This window comes from Polyangium jinanense, assembly GCF_028435365.1.
Genome location: NZ_JAGTJJ010000001.1, coordinates 953,032 through 968,261 on the forward strand (window position 1 = coordinate 953,032; position 15,230 = coordinate 968,261).

General features: G+C 71.2%; 9 protein-coding genes. 4 read left to right on the forward strand and 5 right to left on the reverse strand.

Annotated features, from left to right (window positions below; all coding sequences use genetic code 11):
• Nucleotides 1-144 precede the first annotated feature (144 nt).
• From KEG57_RS03950 to KEG57_RS03965, 4 genes are read right to left on the reverse strand one after another with little or no spacing between them, the layout of a single operon-like run.
• Nucleotides 145-2,862, reverse strand: coding sequence for a cyclic nucleotide-binding domain-containing protein (locus KEG57_RS03950; protein ID WP_272417927.1), 2,718 nt, complete (start codon nucleotides 2,860-2,862; stop codon nucleotides 145-147).
• 16 nt (nucleotides 2,863-2,878) lie between these two features.
• Nucleotides 2,879-4,165: an outer membrane protein assembly factor BamB family protein gene (locus KEG57_RS03955; protein WP_272417926.1), complete on the reverse strand. Its 1,287-nt coding sequence runs from the start codon at nucleotides 4,163-4,165 to the stop codon at nucleotides 2,879-2,881.
• Nucleotides 4,162-4,524, reverse strand: coding sequence for a hypothetical protein (locus tag KEG57_RS03960; protein ID WP_272458147.1), 363 nt, complete (start codon nucleotides 4,522-4,524; stop codon nucleotides 4,162-4,164). Before KEG57_RS03960 ends, KEG57_RS03955 begins: the two co-directional genes overlap by 4 nt.
• Before the next feature lie 45 nt (nucleotides 4,525-4,569).
• Nucleotides 4,570-7,917: an FtsK/SpoIIIE family DNA translocase gene (locus tag KEG57_RS03965; RefSeq protein WP_272417924.1), complete on the reverse strand. Its 3,348-nt coding sequence runs from the start codon at nucleotides 7,915-7,917 to the stop codon at nucleotides 4,570-4,572.
• 218 nt (nucleotides 7,918-8,135) lie between these two features.
• On the opposite strand from KEG57_RS03965, the gene KEG57_RS03970 reads away from it, so the two are divergent.
• The 4 genes from KEG57_RS03970 to KEG57_RS03985 all read left to right on the forward strand — a co-directional run bounded on the left by KEG57_RS03970 (nucleotide 8,136) and on the right by KEG57_RS03985 (nucleotide 14,629).
• On the forward strand, nucleotides 8,136-9,785 hold the full coding sequence (locus KEG57_RS03970) for a HEAT repeat domain-containing protein (protein WP_272417923.1): 1,650 nt from the start codon (nucleotides 8,136-8,138) through the stop codon (nucleotides 9,783-9,785).
• A gap of 117 nt (nucleotides 9,786-9,902) precedes the next feature.
• Nucleotides 9,903-11,546, forward strand: a complete 1,644-nt coding sequence (locus tag KEG57_RS03975; RefSeq protein WP_272417922.1) for an FHA domain-containing protein — start codon at nucleotides 9,903-9,905, stop codon at nucleotides 11,544-11,546.
• 19 nt (nucleotides 11,547-11,565) lie between these two features.
• Nucleotides 11,566-12,882 carry a L,D-transpeptidase gene (locus KEG57_RS03980; RefSeq protein ID WP_272417921.1) on the forward strand — a complete coding sequence of 439 codons (1,317 nt, stop codon included), beginning with the start codon at nucleotides 11,566-11,568 and terminating at the stop codon, nucleotides 12,880-12,882.
• Nucleotides 12,883-12,910: 28 nt separating this feature from the next.
• Nucleotides 12,911-14,629 (forward strand): ABC1 kinase family protein, encoded by a 1,719-nt coding sequence (locus KEG57_RS03985; protein WP_272417920.1) that lies wholly within the window; start codon nucleotides 12,911-12,913, stop codon nucleotides 14,627-14,629.
• Nucleotides 14,630-14,725: 96 nt separating this feature from the next.
• On the opposite strand, the gene KEG57_RS03990 is transcribed toward KEG57_RS03985, so the two are convergent.
• On the reverse strand, nucleotides 14,726-15,067 hold the full coding sequence (locus KEG57_RS03990; RefSeq protein WP_136928778.1) for an ATP synthase F0 subunit C: 342 nt from the start codon (nucleotides 15,065-15,067) through the stop codon (nucleotides 14,726-14,728).
• Nucleotides 15,068-15,230: the final 163 nt, after the last annotated feature.

Sequence of the window (15,230 nt, forward strand, 5' to 3'; positions counted from 1 at the left end):
GGGTCGCTCCTGGTCTTGAATCGGCTATTCGATGAACTGCGCATCGCGCAGTTCATCGACCCCGGGTCCAGCGCTTGCGCTGGTCCGGGTCCAGGGGCGGATAGCCCCTGGTGGGGCCTGGGGCGACGCCCCAGCGCAGCGGCTTCAGCGCGAAAGCAACTCGGCGACGAGCGGAACATCCGCCGCGAGCTCGAGCGCGAGCTTGCGATCCGCGACGAGCAGAAGCGCGCCCGAGGCCTTCGCGCGTGACGTGAGCGGCGCGGGAACGCCGGCCCAGAGAGCATCCGCGAAGAGGAGCTCTCCCGCGCGTGCCTCGCCGACGACGGCCGACGGATCCCCCTCGACGATCTCGACGCCGCCTCCGACCACGAAGATCAGACCGGGCATCGGCTCGTTCTCTTGCGTGATGACCTCGCCCGGCTCGACCACGCGCATGTCGAGACGCGTGGCCAGGCTGTCGCGGGTCTTTGCGTCGAGCCCGCCGAGGGCGCCGAGCGCGAGGCCCGCGCGCGCCTGCAAGCGATCGGCGGTCGCCTTGCAGTCGTCGAGGACCCAGGGGCACGAGCGCAGCGCGTGGTCGAAGGTGGCCTCGTCCCACGAGGCGATCTTCGCGCCGCTCGCGCCGGTGACGAACCGCATGGGGAAGCTGCTTTCGAGCGAGCCGCGCGACGTCGAGAACGAGCGCGGGCCCGCGACGTGACCCGGTACGGTCGCGTCGGTCGCGTAGACGGAGACCTCGCCCGCGATCACCAGCATCACGTTGAGCGCGCGCGTCTGGCCGGGGCCGAGCTCCTCGATCTTTGCGGCGCGCGAGAGGGCGCGCTGCACGTCCTCGGGCAGGTCCGTGAGCGGCTCGATCGCTTCGAGCATCACGTCGCCGATGCGCGGCGGTCCCGAGGAGAGCGGCGCAGGTTCGGGAGCAGCAGGCGGCGCAGGCTTGGGCGCTTCGGCCGGGGGCTGCGCTGCGTCCGGCTTGAGCGCGGCGAGCGCGGCACGACCCGTGGTCGTGGCGGGGGAAGGACGCGGCGGCGCAGGCGGCGGCATCGTGGTGCCGGACCTCTTCATGGCGTCGGGCACGGCGGGCGCCGTCTTTGCCGGCGGAGGCACGGCCCAGGCGGGCTCCTTCTCCGGCGCGGGTTGCGTCGCGACGGTCGGGGGCTTCGGCACGCGGAGCGCGCTCGCGGCGATGGGGCTCTGGAGCGTGTCGGCGAGGGCACGACGCGCCGCCGGGTTGATGCCGCCCGGCGCGGGCTTCGGGACCGTCACCTTGGTGGCTTCGGGCGGGGGCGCGTCGGCCTTGAGGGCAGGCGGCTGCGTTTTCGTCTCGGCGCGCGGCTCGGCGACGGGGGGAGAGGGCGTGGTCGCGGGGCCGCCGGTCTTGGGGATGGCGGCCGGCGCAGGGGCCTTCGGGGGCACGCTCGGCGCGCGCGGGCCCTGCTTTTGCGGGACGGCCTGGGCCTGGGCGGCAAGCTGTCCGGGCTGCGGCGCGGCGGCGGGATCGACCGAGCCGTCCGCTTCGGCTGCGGGGGCCTGCGGCGCAGCAGCCGGCGCCGCGGGAGGAGGCGCTTCGGGGGCAGCCGGGACCGGCGGAGGCGGCGGCGCGGCGGCGGCCTCGTTCGGCGCTTCGGCGACGGACGGCACAAGCGGCACCGGCGGCAGAGGCGGCGGCCGCACGGATGGCGGCTGCGGCGGCACGGGCGGGCGCACGGAGGCGGGAGGCGGCGGCGCGACCGCGGGGTTCGCGGGGGACGAGGCGCGCACCGGCGGAGGCGGGGGCGCCTTGGGAGGCGGCGGCGCGGCGGCCGAAGCCGGCGGCCCGGCGAGCGCGGTGCCGCCCGGGAGCGGCGGCGGGACGGCGCGCTTCTTCCCGAGGGTCTGCTCGAGCGGCGCGGCCGAGGTGATGACGTCCGCGTCTTCGAGCAAGGCCGAAACGCGCGGCCGTGCGAGCGAGGCGCTCGATTCGCCCGTCACGGTCTTGCGCCGCGGCGCGGGCTCTTCCCCGCGGGGCAGGTTCGCGCTCTGCGGATCACCTTCCGACCAGGGATCGAGGATCGGCGAGCGGAGGGGGGTTTTCCGTTGCTGCGCGGCGGCGGCCTTGCCAGGCGCGGGCGGCGGCGTGGTCGTCGGCCGCGTGGTCGTCGCGGACATCGGCGGCGGCGTGACCGAACGCGGCGGAGGACGCACCGAGGGCGGGTGCGACGGCGGCCCGAGAGGGTCGCCTTCCGGGACCGGCGGCGGCACGGGCGAGACGGGCGGCGGGAGCGGCGCCGCGACCGGCGGCGGTACGCTCGGCGCGGGAGACGCCACGAACGGCGCGGCCGGCGGCATGACCGAGGGCGGAGGCGGCGGCCGCAAGGAGCCGGGCGACGGCGCGGTCAGTGCGCTCTGCGGTGGAAGCGGCGGCGGCGCTATCGAGGGGGGCCGCGCGGTGAGGGGGACAGCGGAAGGCGGTTGGGGCGTCGCTTGCGGCGGAAGCGGCGGCGGCGCCATCGGCGGGAGCGGCGGCGCTGCCGGCGCGGGCGGCACGATCGCGGGCCTCACGTGCGCGGGCGGCGGCGTGCCGGTGTTGGCATCGAAGTCGATGTCGAACGACGGCAGCGGCGGGCGCGGCGGCACGTCCGGCGCGGCGGGCGCGGCGGCGGCGGTGAGGGCGTCGTCGAGCTCCTGGGCATACATCCCGAGCTCCGAGGCGCGGAAGGCGTTGCCCGAGGACTCGGCGGCCTCGGCTGCGCGCCGGAGCCACACGACGGCATCTCTTCGCTCACCACGCGCCCACAGCGTTCTCGCAGTCGACAACCCCCAGACGACATCCTCCGCGTCGTCGGGGCGCGCCTCGGGAAGCGTCACCGAAAGCTCGGCCATGACCAGACCACCCCTATCACAGGCCGTTTCTGGTCGGTGCGGGAAGTGCCGCGCCTTGGATCGCGTAGAGGCGACCGTCCTCTGCGCCGGCGTACAGAACCCCGCCCGGGCCAAGGACGAGCGGCGCGTCCACGTCGCCGGTCACGGGGACCGCAAAGAGGCGTGATCCGCGGGAATCCAGGGCGTAGACGTGGTCGTCGGCGGCGCCGAAGTAGAGGCGTCCCTCGGCGTCGACGAGGGGCCCGCCGTGAACGCCGAGCTCGCGGGGGCCGCCCTCCCGTATTCGAAAGGCAAACCGCTCGGCGCCGCTCGTCGGATCCAGCGCGACAATCCCTGGCCTCGGGCCGTACACTCCCGCGATCACGCTCCCATCGAGGCCGAGCGAGAGCCCTCCGCGGACGAACCCGCCGACGTCGACACGAAACCGGAGCGCGCCGCTCTTCTCGAAGGCGAAGACGTGGCCGCCGTCGGTGCCGACAAAGATCGCGCCCTCGTCGCCGAGGAGCGGCGCGCAGTCGACGTCGGCGCCGAGCTCGCGGCGGAAGACACGCGCGCCCGAGAGCGTGAACGCGTAGAGGTGATCGTCCTGCGCGCCGACGTAGATCGTGCCGTCGTCGTCGATCGCGGGCGAGCCGTAGATCTTGCGCTGCAAGCGGACACGCGTGCGGAGCGATCCGCTCGGGCGGATCACGTAGAGCGAGCTGCCGGCGGCGATCACGATCGATCCATCGGGCGCTTCGGCCGGCGCGGTGTCGGCGTCCCCATCGACGAGAAGCTGCCAGAGGATGCGGCCATCCGAGAGGCGAACGGCGACGACACGATCGGCATCGGAGCCGACGACGGCGTGATCACCCGTGATGAGCGGGCTCGTGTAGATGCGATCGCCGAGGCGGATCTTCCAGCGGAGATCGCCGGTGGGCGAGAGGCGCACGAGCGAGCCGTCGAGCGACGCGACGAGGAGATCGCCGCCTTCGAGGATGGCAGGCATCGCGGCGATGGAGGCGCTGGCCTCGTGGAGGACGGTGGCGGTGGGGAGCGCGCGTGGGCCGTAGAAAGGGCTTCGATGCCGGCGTTTCGCGTCACCGCGGAAGGTGCGGCTCGGAGGACCTCGCACCACGACCTCGGGCGGCGGCGGTGGTGGAGGCGGCGGGAACGCGTCCGCGAGGCGAAGGGCCGGATCGAGGATCGCGTGTTCGGTCGAGCGCGCGGTTGCGAGCGTCTCTGGCGCGCGTCCTGCGGCGAGGGCTGCGCAGATCGTCGCTGCGGCCGCGGACGCGAAGAGCGGCCCCGGCTTGATCTTCACCGCGCGCGGCGACCGTTACTCCGCGACGAACCGCTGCGCTTCTCGGCGGCGCGGCTCTTCGCCGAGCTCGCGCCGTTCAGACCCGACGCACCATGCGCGCCGTTCTTGGCCGCGCCGTTCACGCCGTTCGTGACCACGCCGTTCACGCCATGCGCGCCGTTCATCGTGTAGCCGTGCTCCACGCAGCGACGCATCATCTCTTCTTTTCCGGCGAGCGAAACCGACTCGCCGGGCATGCGCCGCGCGAGCCACGCGATCAGCGTGAGCCCCGCTTCCCGAGCGGCGGGCGGCAGCGAGTTTTCCCGAAGGAGGCTCGCGATCTGGCCGATGAGCTGTGTGCGCTCTTCTTCGCAGGCCATCTCGAGCGGTTTCTCTAGCACGCGGGGACGGAAAACAAATAGCGATCAGAGGGGCGCGATCAGCACCTCCCGGTCCTTCGCTCCGTTCGCAGGACCGACGATCCCACGCTTTTCCATGGCCTCGACGATTTTTGCCGCACGGTTGTAGCCAACCCCGAGCTTACGCTGGATCCACGAGGTCGAGCAGCGCCGCGTCTCGGCCACGATCCTTACGGCAGCGTCGTACATGGGATCGTTCTCGGCATCATTCGTGTCGGCCTCCTGGCCCTCCTCGTCGCGCGGCTTGAGGATCGCCTCGTCGTAGACCGGCTCGCCCTGGAGGCGCAGGAAGTCCGTGACCCGCTGCACTTCCTCCTCGCTCGCGAAGGGGCACTGCACGCGGCGCGTGTCGGTCGCGCCGTTCATCTTCACGAGCATGTCGCCGCGGCCGAGCAGGTGCTCGGCGCCCTGCTCGTCGAGGATCGTGCGGCTGTCGACCTTCTGCGCCACGCGGAACGCGATGCGCGTCGGGAAGTTCGCCTTGATCATGCCCGTGATCACGTCGACGCTCGGGCGCTGCGTCGCGAGGATGACGTGCATGCCCGCCGCGCGCGCCTTCTGTGCGAGACGCGCGACGCTCGCCTCCACGTCCTTGCCCTGCTGCATCATGAGGTCGGCGAACTCGTCGACGACGATCACGATGTACGGAATCTTCTCCGGCAAGGCCACGTCGGTTCCGTCCTTCGCGGCATCGACCTCGACCTCGAGCCCCTCGGCCGAGATCGCGGCGACCTTCTTCGGCGGACGCGGCGGCTTCGCCTCGCCGCGCTGCACCCGCTCGACCCACGCGTTGTAGGTGCCGATGTTCTTCGTGCCCGCGTTCGCGAAGAGCTGGTAGCGACGCTCCATCTCGTCGACGGCCCACTTGAGCGCGTTCGCCGCCTGCTTCATGTCCGTCACGACCGGAAGCAGCATGTGCGGGATGCGATCGAAGGGCGCGAGCTCGACGACCTTCGGATCGATCATGAGCATGCGCAACTCCTCCGGCGTCTTGCGGAAGAGGAGGCTGACGAGCATGACGTTGAGGCCGACGCTCTTGCCGGCGCCCGTCGCGCCCGCGACGATCACGTGCGGCATGGACGCGAGGTCGGCGAAGTACGGCGCGCCGATGATGTCGCGGCCGAGGACACAAGGCAGCGGCGCCTTCATCTCCTGGAAGCGGCGATCCTCGACGAGCTCGCGCAGCGACACGGGCATGCGCCGCTCGTTCGGCAGCTCGAAGCCGATGCGATTCTTGCCCGGGATCGGCGCGATGATGCGCACCTTGCGCGAGAGGCCGAGCGCGAGGTCGTCGGCGAGGCTCGCGACCTTCGAGACCTTCGTGCCCGCGGCCGGCGCGACCTCGAATGTGGTGACGGTCGGGCCCGGGTGGATCTCCTCGACCTTGCCGCTCACGCCGTAGTCCGCGAGCGTCTTCTCGAGGAGCGCGGCGTTGTCGCGGAGCTGCTCTTCGTCGATGGCGAACTTGTCGCCAGGCGAGGGCGGTTCGAGCATGTCCGTCGTGGGCAAGCGGAAGCCCTTGCCGACGGCAGGCACGACCTTCACGACCTCGGGCGCGCTCGGCTTTTCGGGCGCGCGCGTGATCGCTTGAGGTGCAACGGTCGCGACGGTCGCGACAGGCGCGGCGGGCGCGGGCGCGGCCGCGGCCGCGGGCGTCACGGGCTTGGCGATGGGCTTCGGGGGCTCGACCTTCACGGGCGCGATCGGGCTCTCGTCGATCGCCTCCTCCGGTTCGTCCTCGCTCGTCGGCGCTTCGTGCTCGAAGTCGCGCTCGTCCTCGTCGTCCGCTTCGTCCTCTTCGTTGTCGACCTCGTTCACGACCGCAGGCTCGGGCGTGGGCGTGGGCGGCGGAGGCGGCGGCAACGGCTTCGCCTTCGGCTCGATCGCGCGGGGCTTCGAGGTCGTCGGCTTGGGTGCTTGTGCCTTCGGCGGCGCCGCGGGCGGCGTCGGCGTGGCGACGGCGTCGAAGAACGCGTCTCCCGCGGCCATGTCCGAGACGGCCACGATCGCCACGGGATCCGCGGGCGGCGCGAAGATCGCGGGGCCCGTCGGTTCCTTGACGGTCGACGTGATCGGCGCGGGCGCAGGCGCCGCGGGTGCACGTTCCGCAGATGCAGCAGGCGCAGGGGCACGTTCCGCAGGCGTGATCGGGGCAGGCGCGATCGCAGCAGGCGCAGGCGCAGCCGACGCAGCCGGCGTGATCGCAGCAGGCGCAGGTGCAGCCGATGCAGCCGGCGTGATCGACCGCTCCGCCACCGCCTCCGCCGCCGCCCCGTTCGTCACGATCACCGGCGCCGCGACCGCATTCTCCTTCGTCTCCGCGTCCCCCGACGCAGCCGCGGGCTTCGCCGTCTGCGCGCGCCGCTTGCGCTGCTGCGGCTTCGGCGCATCCGCCTCCACGAGCGCACTCGCGATCACGCCGCCGTCGTTCCACGCGACCGGCAGCGCCGGCTCCGATGCGCCCTTCGCGATCACCACGTTCATCGCATCGGGCGTCGCGTCCTTCTTGACCTCGTCACCATCATCGCCCGCCGTCAGCGCCGCGATGATCGCGTCCGCCGCGGGCGTCGCCACGATCTTCGCGTCCACTGCGCGCTCGGCCTTCTCGTCCTTCGTGCTCGCGCGCTCGATCTCGCGCGCCTTCTGCCACGCCGACGCGAGCGCCTTCAGCCCGAACGCGCCCTTCTCGCCGGCCGTCTCCAGCGACTTCCGCATCCGCTGCACGAGCTCGATGAACGAGAACGTCGCGCGCTGGACCAGGATCAACGAGACCACCGTCAGGCCGATGATGTACGAGCCGATCGCCGAGAACAGCGAGCGCATCACCTCGCCGAAGAGCTCGCCCACCGCGCCGCCGAGCGGCATCGCGCCGAACGACGTCGCCACGGGAAACGCCACGTGCGCGAGCGCCGCCAGGATCACGATGACCACGATGTCGCCGCCGAACCGCGACACGCTCGCGCGCGACGGCTTGCCCCCGAGCAGCGGCGCCGACAGCGCCACGAGCTCGAGCGGCAGCGCCCACGCGACGACGCCCACCGTACTCGCCGCGAATTCCGCGAACGCCGCGCCCACGGGCCCGACCCAGTCCGGACCCACGACCTCGGGCCGCAGCGGATCCCCCCGGAACGAAGCCAGCGCGAGCGACGTGTAGAGCGCGGACGCGAGCAGCACGAGCGCTGCCGCCTCCCGCGCATACGTATGGCGCGCCGGCGCGGCCGTCGCCGCGGACGCACCCTCGCCCTCGCCCCCCCGGCCTCCGCCCCCACGTGTTTTTTTCGTGGGCGACGAAACAGTTTCACCGGGACCCGGGGCGGTCTGCACACGACGCGGAGCGAAGAGAGGAACGGTCATGGCCTACCTGAACCTACCTTGCCTACATATTCCCACTCTTCCCTCTATGCAAGTCCCTGGTGGCGAAGGCGGCGGGACGCACCGAGTTCGTGATCGGGGTTACAGAGGATCCCCCTCTTCGGCGCGGCGCGGCGAGGTCGCGCCTTTGTTAAGGACCCGAAATTCTTTGAGCCTGGGACGCCCCGAGCGGTACCATCGCCGCCATTCCCAAGGACAGCATGCGAAGCGTTGATGGAGCAGGGCCGCGCCCCAAGACCGCGAGGGTTCTCGCGACGTGCCTCGTGACCTTGGGCATGGGGCTCGCGGTGAGCGGTTGCCGTGTCGACGACAACGACATCCACCGCTGGGAAAACACGGCCCACGGCCCGAAAAAGCTCTGCGCCGTGCTGTTGTACGACAAGTACGACACCTCGCTCCGCGTCGAGAGCGCGCTCGCGCTGATCCGCATGAAGCCACGATCCGGGCGGCGCCTCGCCTTCACCCAGATCGACAGCGAGAATCCGCCGGAGAACGAGGCCTGCAAAGGCAGCCTCGTCGAGGTGCTCTCGGGCCTGCGCGCCGACGTCCAGGCGCCGATCGTGTCGCAGCTCGTCTCGTCGATCATCGTGGAGCTGAAGCGCCCGCCGCCCGTCGCACAGCCGGGACAGCCGGCGCCCGCGGACGGATCGTTTCCGTACAAGGACGCGGCCTACGCGATGCTCGTGGCGGACAAGCCGCCGCTCATCACGGACGAAGGCCTGAAGCAGACGCTGCGCGGCGCGCTCGTCGAGTGGGCCATGGCGGACTTCGAACGCCGCCTCGAAGCACGCGGCCAGGCCTACGGGATGGAGCAGCTCCTGCGCGTGATCGGGGCGGAAGCGGTCGTGGGGCTGCCGAAGCTCATGACGAAGGACGCGCGCAAGCTCGACTCCATGGCCTCGCTCGTGGCGGAGCTCGGCGACGCGAAGACGAAGGAAGGCGCGTCCGCGGCGCTCGTCGAGGTCGCGAAGTGGATCCTCTCGGACGACTGGACGAAGGTGCGCACGCCCGAGCTCAAGGACTCGAACGCGGCGCAAAAGCTCACGCCGACCGAGGAGCAATTCAAGAAGCAGATCGAGACGCTCCAGGACGACGAGCTCATCAAGGTTTTCGCCTCGATGCGCAGGGTTGGCCAGAGGCCCGTGGTCGACCACCTGCTCGGCTTCGCGGCGCGCAAGGATCAGAGCGAGAAACGAAGGCAAACCGCGCTCGCCGCGCTCGAGGGGCACCTCAAGAAGGACAACGCCGACGACGTCAAGCGGATCCTCGAGATCGCGGGCAGCGACGCGCCCGACGTGGTGCTGGATCAAGCCTTCCGCCGCATCGGCGAGCTGCCCCGCGAGGCGGTGGTCGAGAAGCTCTACGCCCTGTTCAAGACCGACAAGTGGAAGGTGCGCCGCGCCGCCGCGACGACAGTGCTCAAGATGTCGACGGTCAAGGACGTGGGCGAGTTCCTCGGGAAGCTCCCGGACGACAAAAACTTCGCCCTCGGCGAGGCGCTCACGTATGGCGCATATCTGGGCGAGCTGAAGGAGGGCACGCCCCTCGACGCGCTGAAGAAATACTTCGGCCCTGGATCACCCGCAGCGCGGACGAGCGCGATCGCGTATTATTTCACGTACGGGACATCCGCGGACGTGTCCGCCCTGTCCTCGCTGGAAGCCGACGAGGGCAGGGCCCCGAAGTGCGACAGCGACCCGGACTGCAAATGGGTTTGCGATGTCCCGAAAGAGGGCAGCCAGGAGCGCGAGCAGAAAGAGATCAAGACGATCGGCGAGTTCGTCCGCCACTGCGTCGTGCCGGCCATGAAGGAGCGCAAACCCGAAGCTGCCAAGGAGCAAAAGAAATGAGCGGCACCGCACGCATCGACGAAGAGCCTTCGTAGAGCGTGCAGGTCGACATCGCGGAGGATCGGCTTTCCGGATCCTCAGTACGGCCCCGGAACCATCGACGACGATCAGGGAACAATGTCGGACCCGAACAAGAAGAGCGCAAGGACATTCCAGTGCCGCGACGTCCTCTGGGAGACGTTCGAACAGATGGCACGCGAGCTGGAGTGCTCGATCGACTACCTCATCAACGAGTCGATGAAGCAGTACGCGCGGCAGCGTAGCTACAGCCCGCGTACACCGTTCCCCGGCGCGGTCCGCAATGAGTCGGCCCCCGGAAGCGGCAGCCCGATGTCGACGCCGGGAATCCCCGCGCCGCCGCCGTCGCCGCCGCCGGGTTATCCGCCGGCCCCGGGCCCCACCACCGGCGTCTCGATGCCCGCGGCGTACAGCTCGGCCCCGATCGGCGCCGGCATGCCGCCCGCACCGCCGCCCATGGTCGGCGCCCCGGCGCAGCCGCCCGCGCCGCCGCCCATGCTCGGCGCGCCGCCCGCGCCGCCCCCGCCCATGATGGGTGGCCCCGGTGCGCCGCCCGCGCCCCCGCCCATGATGGGGGGTCCGGGTGCGCCGCCCGCGCTCCCGCCCATGATGGGTGGCCCGGGTGCGCCGCCCGCGCCCCCGCCCATGATGGGGGGTCCCGGCCCGGGACCGGGTCTCGGTGCGCCGCCGCCTCCGCCGCCTTCGCCGTATGGTGCGCCGCCGCCTCCGCCGCCTTCGCCCTACGGTGCGCCGCCGAGCCTCACGGGTACCCAAAGTCCGGGCATGCCGCCCGCGCCTCCGCCCATGATGGGTGGCCCGGGGCCGGGCCTCGGCGCGCCGCCGCCTCCGCCCGGACCCGCGACCGCGACCCCGCCGCCGCCTCCGCCGGGGCCGACGCGTCCGCCGACCGGCTCCCTGGCCGGCGCGCCGCCGCCGCCCCCGAAGACGGCGACCCGCCCGCCGAGCGTCCCCGCGCCGCCGGCCCCCGGCATGCCGTCGCGCCCGAACGTGCCGCCGCCGCCGCCCACGGGCGCCGCGCGTCCCGGTGGTCCGCCCCCGCCCCCGCCGCCGACCCGGCAGACGATGGGCCCGGGCGCTCCGCCGCCGCCGCCCGCGCGCTCGGTGCCGCCTCCGGCCACGCCGGTGCCTCCGATGGCCACCGGAGGCCCGCCCCCGCCGCCGGCCCCGCCGTCGCTGGGTGCGCCGCCGCCTCCGCCGCCGGGTTCGATGATGGGCGCGCCTCCGCCGCCCCCGCCGGGCCCGATGATGGGTGCGCCGCCGCCTCCGCCGCCGGGCCCCCCGATGATGGGTGCGCCTCCGCCGCCCCCGCCGGGACCTCCCTCGGCGATTGGCTTCGGGGCTCCGCCGCCGCCTCCGCCGCAGTATGGCAACATGGCGCCTCCGGGACCGCCTCCGGCCCCGCCTGCGCCTGCGCCTTCCGCGGCCGGCGGCATCCCGGGCGCGATCCCGCTCTTCGCGTATTACGCAGGCGAGCGGAGCGTCGTGAACAAGGACCGCTTCATCATTGGCCGCGGCAAGCAGTCGAGCGACCTGACGATCAAGGACCCGAACGTCTCGCGCCAGCACGCGATGGTCGAGTACCTGAACGGCCAGTACTACATGGTCGACATGGGCTCGACGAACGGCGTCGAGTTCAACGGCCAGCGCATCACGCGCAAGGCGATCGGCGAGGGCGACTCGTTCCGGATCTGCGACCACGAGGTCCGGTTCTCCTTCCGCTGACGCGCTGATGGGTGCGGTCATGGGTGGCTCGCGTGGACAAACCCTGCGAGCCACCCGCCACGCCCCGCCCTTCCTCTCCTTCACGCTCGCTGCGCTCCTCGTCACGGGACACGCCCGCGCCTCGAACGAGCCGCCCTGGGTCGCGCCCGAGACAGAGCCCTTGCCGCAGGGCATCGTGAGCGCGCGGATCCTCAAGGCCGATCAGCCGATCCTCGCATCTCCATGGGAAGGTGCACAGCGCCGCGGCTCGGCTGCGCTCGACGTGCACCTGCCGATCTTCGCCGTGCGCCGCGGCCCGGGCTGCAAAGGACGGTTCCTCTCGATCGGCCCGCTCGCGTGGGTCTGCGAGGACGCCGTCGAGCTCGCGGAGACGCCCTTCGTCAACGCCGCCTACCGCGCGATCCGCGAGACCGCCGATGGTTTGCCCTTCCGGTACTACTTCGTCGGCCCCGACGGATCGTTTGCGTACAAAAAGCTTCACGCGGTCGACATCGGCGCGCCCGACATGCAGCTCGAACCGGGGTTCGCCGTGGCGATCGTGGAGGAGCGCGTGGTCGAGGGCGCTCGTTACGGACGCAGCCACAACGAGCTCTGGATCCCGATGCGGGACCTCGGCCCCGCGCGACCGCTCGCGTTCCGCGGCGAGGAGATCAAGCCCGACGCGCCCGCGGACGTCTTGCCCTTCGCATGGATCCTCGTCGACAAAGCAAAGGTCTTCTCGACGCCGAGCGCGCTCGGCAAAACGGAAGGCAGCCGCGCGCGCTTCGAACGTGTCCCCTTCTTCGAGGAGAAACACGTGGGCGGCGCGCGCTTCACGCGTATCGGCGAGAACGCGTGGGTCCGCTCGTCGGAGCTCCGCCACCCGACGATCGCGCCGCCGCCACCCGAGGTCGACGTCGCCGCGGGCGAGAAGTGGATCGACGTGGAGCTCGAGAGCCAGACGCTCGTGGCCTACGAGGGCAAACGGCCCGTGTTCGCGACGCTCGTCTCGACGGGCAAGGGCCGTGAAGGAACGGCGACGGCGACGCCGCGCGGAACCTCGCGGATCTGGGCCAAGCTCTTCACCTCGAACATGGACAACCTCGAGGACGAGGGCGCGACGCGGTACTACCGGATGGAGGACGTGCCCTGGGTGCAATTCTTCGCGAAGGGCGTAGGCCTGCACGGCGCGTTCTGGCATCGATCGTTCGGGACCGTGCGTAGCCACGGCTGCGTGAACCTCGCGCCGCTCGACGCGCAGAGGCTCTTCTTCTGGACCACGCCGCGCGTGCCCGCCGGATGGACCGCCGCCTTGCCGAGCACGCACGACGTAGGCACGGTCGTGCGAGTACGCTAGAAGCCCTCACGCGAGAGGGCGCTCACCCATGGTCTCGATCGTCAACGCTGTCCGTGATCTCGGCCGACTGCGCCAGATCTACGTCGTGCTCGTTCGTCACGGCTTCGGCGAGCTCGCGCAGCGGCTCGGCCTCGGCGGCCGCTCGCGCACGCAGGCCATGCCCGAACTGCCTGCGGGCGTCGATGCGAGCGACGCGCTGGTCGAGGCGCCCGAGGCCGACGCGAAGCGTGGTGAAGAAGAGCGACGTCGCATCTCGCTCCCCGAGCGCGTGCGGCTCGTGTGCATGGATCTCGGCCCCTCGTTCGTGAAGCTCGGCCAGATCGCCTCCACGCGCCCCGACGTCCTGCCGAACGACTGGATCATCGAGCTGAAGAAGCTCCAGGACGAGGTCAACCCGCTGCCGTGGAGCGACATCAAGGCCGCGGTCGAGGCCTCGCTCGGCGCGCCCATCGAGGACATCTACGAGCGGTTCGAGGAAAAACCTCTCGCCGCGGCCTCGATCGGCCAGGTGCATCGCGCGGTGCTCAAGCACGCGGACGGCCCGCAAGAGGTCGTGGTGAAGGTGCAGCGGCCCGGCGTGCGCACGACCGTCGCGCGTGACCTCGAGCTCTTGCACGCGCTCGCGAAGCTCATCGAGCGCACGATCCCCGAATCGTCCTTGTACCAACCATCGGCGCTCGTCGATCAGTTCGATCGCGCGATCACGAGCGAGCTCGACTTCGGACTCGAAGCCGAGCACGCCGAGAAGTTCAGGCGCCACTTCGCGGGCCACCCGCACGCGCGTTTCCCGCACGTCTACCGCGAAGCCTCCTCGAAAACCGTGCTCACGCTCGAGCTCTTGCCTGGCGGCAAGGTCTACGACGAGATCCGCGACCACGGGCACAAGGGCCCTGCGATCGCGCAGGCCGCGGTAGGCATCGTCGTGAAGATGATCTTCGAGGACGGGTTCTTCCACGCGGACCCGCACCCCGGGAACATCTTGATCTCCGGCGATCCGGACAGCCCCACGATCGGCCTCATCGACCTCGGCATGGTCGGCCGTTTGTCCCCGGAGATGCGCGACAAGACGCTCGACCTGATGATTGCCGCGGTCCGTCAGGACCACCTCGGCGTCGCGGACGCGCTTTATGCGATCGGCACGCCGACGAAGAAGGTCGACATGCGCGCCTACCGCGCCGAGGTCAGCGTCCTGGCGGAGAAGTACCTCGGCCGCCCGCTCAAGGAGATCGACGTCGCTGCGATGATCAGCGACCTCATGCGTGGCGCGAGCAAGTACGGCATCGAGATCCCGCCGGACTTCTTGCTCGTCGGCAAGGCGATCATGACGATCGAGGGCGTCGGCAAGGAGATCGACCCGGACCTCGACGTCTTTGGCGTCGCGCGTCCGTTCTTCCTCGATCTCCTGCGCAAACGTTACTCGCCCGAGCGCGTCGGGATGGAGCTCTGGCGCGGCGTCGAGCGCCTATCCGGCGCTGCCTACGACTTGCCGCAACAGCTCCGCGAGGTCCTCGACGACCTGCGCCTCGGGCGGCTGACCTTACGCACCACCGATCCGACCCTCCCGCGCACGGTCGATCGCCTCGGACGGCGCCTCTTCGCGGGCCTCGTCGTGGCGACCTTCGTTTTCGCGGGGACGTGGCTGCTTCAAACGGATCGAAAGGATCCGCTCGGCATCACGCTCCTCGTCTTCGGCGTGCTCGTGATGTTCGGGCACGTCGTCCTCGACGTGCTCCGCCATCTTCGCTAACGACCGCTCACTGACTGCCACATGCGCAGAGCAGGGCGCCGAGCTACCTCGACGCCCTGCTTCGCGGCCCGGTGAATCCGCGCGTGGCCTGTCCGATCAGAGCTGCGGGATCTTGCCCTGGAGCAAGAACGCGATGATCAGCGCGAAGAGCACGAGCGACTCGATGAGCGCCAGGCCGAGAATCATCGGCGTCTGGATACGAGCCGCGGCGCCCGGGTTGCGCGAGATGCCCTCGAGGGCAGCCGCGGCGGCGCGGCCCTGACCGAGCGTACCGCCGAGGGCGGCGATGCCGATCGCGAGGCCGGCGGCCAGCGCGATCATGCCGCTCGTGTCGAACTTGTTCGAAGCAGCAGCATCCTGCGCGAACGCCATGCTGGGAACGAGGGCCAGCGCGGTGGCGACCAGCGTGGACAGGGTGAGCTTGCTCTTGAGAGACATCGGGTTCTGCTCCTTTCAGGCCACGCGCCCCCATGGGGGGCTGCATGCATCATTCGAGACGACCCACGGGGTTTGGGGGGACTGACTGTTGGTCCCAGCCCGCCGAGGGCTCGGGGGCTTCGCTTCGGGCGGCCCCCCTTTATTCCGAAACTGACGGTTTGGC

Excerpts from the sequence above, each read along its gene's own strand:
- KEG57_RS03950 (WP_272417927.1), bottom strand. The coding sequence starts at position 2,862 with ATGGCCGAGCTTTCGGTGACGCTTCCCGAGGCGCGCCCCGACGACGCG.
- KEG57_RS03980 (WP_272417921.1), top strand. The coding sequence starts at position 11,566 with ATGGGTGGCTCGCGTGGACAAACCCTGCGAGCCACCCGCCACGCCCCG.
- KEG57_RS03990 (WP_136928778.1), bottom strand. The coding sequence starts at position 15,067 with ATGTCTCTCAAGAGCAAGCTCACCCTGTCCACGCTGGTCGCCACCGCG.
- KEG57_RS03965 (WP_272417924.1), bottom strand. The coding sequence starts at position 7,917 with ATGACCGTTCCTCTCTTCGCTCCGCGTCGTGTGCAGACCGCCCCGGGT.
- KEG57_RS03985 (WP_272417920.1), top strand. The coding sequence starts at position 12,911 with ATGGTCTCGATCGTCAACGCTGTCCGTGATCTCGGCCGACTGCGCCAG.
- KEG57_RS03960 (WP_272458147.1), bottom strand. The coding sequence starts at position 4,524 with ATGGCCTGCGAAGAAGAGCGCACACAGCTCATCGGCCAGATCGCGAGC.
- KEG57_RS03970 (WP_272417923.1), top strand. The coding sequence starts at position 8,136 with ATGCGAAGCGTTGATGGAGCAGGGCCGCGCCCCAAGACCGCGAGGGTT.
- KEG57_RS03975 (WP_272417922.1), top strand. The coding sequence starts at position 9,903 with ATGTCGGACCCGAACAAGAAGAGCGCAAGGACATTCCAGTGCCGCGAC.